This window comes from Pseudarthrobacter sp. C4D7 (genome assembly GCF_013359725.1).
Lineage (GTDB): Bacteria > Actinomycetota > Actinomycetes > Actinomycetales > Micrococcaceae > Arthrobacter.
In genome coordinates this window covers 1-1,322 of sequence record NZ_JABFMW010000062.1, presented here as the reverse complement: position 1 = coordinate 1,322, position 1,322 = coordinate 1, and the positions used below count along the sequence as shown (strand labels likewise).

The window sequence follows — 1,322 nt, the reverse complement described above, 5'->3', positions numbered from 1 at the left end:
GCCGGCATCGCAACACCCCTTCATGGTTTCGTTGCAATGATCGTATGAATCCGCCAGGGCCAAAACGACACCTACGGAGCAATCGATGGGGGATTGGGTTTGCTACAGGGCTGTGACCTTTAGGAGCAGCGCGTGTTCGGGGTTGAGGATGGGCATGGGCAGCCCCACTTCTGCCAGGAACCTGCCGTTGGCCTCGGCACCGGTGGCAAGCCATGCCGGCGGCTGCGCCTGGGTGAACGTATGGGCATGGTCGGCGTCGACCGTGGTGGGGAAGATGGCTTCCACCCGGTAACTGGTTCCCGCGTCAAGCCCCGGGATGCCGATCCTGCCCGGAGCTTCGGCAGCTGAGGTGCGGGAGCTGACCAGGGCGAACAGCGCCGCCGTCGTGCCTTCCCGCACGTGATTGCCGTCCCCGGCCCAGCCAGCCACCACACCGTGCAGCTGCAGTGAGTCGTCGGCGAGGTCGGCGTGCACGCGGCGGCCGCAGTGGATCAGGTCCCGGTGCTCCTTGTACAGCGCCACGATGCGCCGCAGCTCCCCACGGTCCTTGCCCTGGACGCTCCGGATGTCCCATTCCATCCCGAAATGCCCAAACAAGGCGGTGATGCCCCGGAAGGACAGGTCGTGGGTGCGGGCCGTGGTGTGCGACGTGGTGGGGCCGATGTGGCTGCCCATCAGTTCGGGCGGCACCACGGCACCGGTCCAGCGCTGGATGCTTTGGCGCTCCAGCGCATCGTTGCAATCGGAGGCCCAAATGCGGTCCGTCCGTTCCAGGATGCCAAGGTCAACGCGGGCGCCACCGGAGGAGCAGCTTTCAATTTCGACGCCGGGGTGGGCCTTACGGAGTTCGTCAAACAGCCGGTAGGCGGCCAGGGTCTGCTCGTGGACGGAGGAACGGCCGGCGTGGCCATGCTCGAGGAGGTCGCGGTTTTGGTCCCATTTGAGGTAGCTGATGTTGTTGCCGGACAGGAGCGCGTCGATCCGGTCGAAGATGTACTGCCACGTTTCCGGGTTCACCAGGTCCATGACGTGCTGGTTGCGCCACTCCAAGGGCAGCCGGCCGCCGTCCGTGTGGGCGGCGGTGGAGGGGCCAACGATCCAGTCCGGGTGGGCACGGGCAATGTCGGAGTCCAGGTTGACCATTTCCGGTTCCACCCAAAGGCCGAACTCCATGCCGCGGGACGTGACGGCGTCGATGAGCGGGGTCAGGCCGTCCGGCCATACGGTCTCGTCCACGTACCAGTCGCCCAGGCCGGCGTGGTCGTCGCGGCGGCCGCGGAACCAGCCGTCGTCGAGCACGAAGCGTTCCACGCCCAGCTCCG

The 1,322-nt window shown here is 66.6% G+C and carries 1 protein-coding gene; it reads right to left on the bottom strand.

Going from position 1 to position 1,322, the window contains the following annotated elements; translation table 11 throughout:
- Positions 1-102 precede the first annotated feature (102 nt).
- On the bottom strand, positions 103-1,322 hold a 1,220-nt coding region (locus tag HNO81_RS19915), incomplete at its 5' end, for an alpha-galactosidase (protein WP_175319816.1).